Source organism: Variovorax soli (genome assembly GCF_031454625.1).
GTDB lineage: Bacteria > Pseudomonadota > Gammaproteobacteria > Burkholderiales > Burkholderiaceae_C > Variovorax > Variovorax soli_A.
In genome coordinates, this window is record NZ_JAVDRF010000035.1 from 1 (window position 1) to 1,164 (window position 1,164).

The window sequence follows — 1,164 nt, forward strand, 5'->3', positions numbered from 1 at the left end:
GCGCAGGCCCAGGGCAGCGCGCACATCCGCGAGGAGATCGACAAGATCAAGTTCCAGATTGCCGAGTTCACCGGCAAGGGCGACTTCAACAAGGTCGCCGAGCTGCAGTACGGCAAGCTGCCCGGGCTGGAAAAGCGCCTGAAGGAGGCCCAGGACACCGAGGCGAACAAGGGCAAGTCCAGCGCGCCCACGCTGCTGCGCACCCAGGTGGGCGCCGAGGAGATCGCCGAGGTGGTGGCGCGCGCCACCGGCATCCCCGTGTCCAAGCTGATGCAGGGCGAGCGCGACAAGCTGCTCATGATGGAGGCCCGGCTGCACGAGCGCGTGGTCGGCCAGGACGAGGCCATCGGCGCGGTCGCCAACGCGATCCGGCGCTCGCGCTCGGGCCTGGCGGACCCGAACCGTCCGACCGGCTCCTTCCTGTTCCTGGGCCCCACGGGCGTGGGCAAGACCGAGCTGTGCAAGGCGCTCGCGGGCTTCCTGTTCGACAGCGAGGACCACCTGATCCGCATCGACATGAGCGAGTTCATGGAGAAGCATTCGGTGGCGCGCCTGATCGGCGCGCCGCCGGGCTACGTGGGCTACGAGGAGGGCGGCTACCTGACGGAGGCGGTGCGCCGCAAGCCCTACAGCGTGCTGTTGCTCGACGAGGTCGAGAAGGCGCATCCGGACGTGTTCAACGTGCTGCTGCAGGTGCTCGACGACGGGCGCCTGACCGACGGCCAGGGCCGCACCGTGAACTTCAAGAACACGGTGATCGTGATGACGAGCAACATCGGCTCGCCGATCATCCAGTCGATGGTGGGGCGCCCGGCCGAGGAGATCAAGGAAGCGGTGTGGGACGAGTTGAAGAACTACTTCCGCCCCGAGTTCCTCAACCGCATCGACGAGACGGTGGTCTTCCACGCGCTGGACGCGAAGAACATCGAGGCGATCGCGGCGATCCAGCTGCGGGTGCTGCAGGAGCGCCTGGCGAAGATGGACCTGGCACTCGACGTGTCGCCCGCCGCCTTGGCGGAGATCGCCAAGGTCGGCTTCGACCCGGTGTTCGGTGCGCGCCCGCTCAAGCGCGCGATCCAGCATCGCATCGAGAACCCGCTGTCCAAGCTGCTGCTCGACGGCAGCTTCGGACCGAAGGACCGGATCGTCGTCACGACCGACCCG

1 protein-coding gene is annotated in these 1,164 nt (G+C 67.6%); it reads left to right on the top strand.

What is annotated here, in order from left to right; genetic code table 11:
* On the top strand, nucleotides 1-1,164 hold a 1,164-nt coding region (locus J2739_RS27850; protein ID WP_309907778.1), incomplete at both ends, for an AAA family ATPase.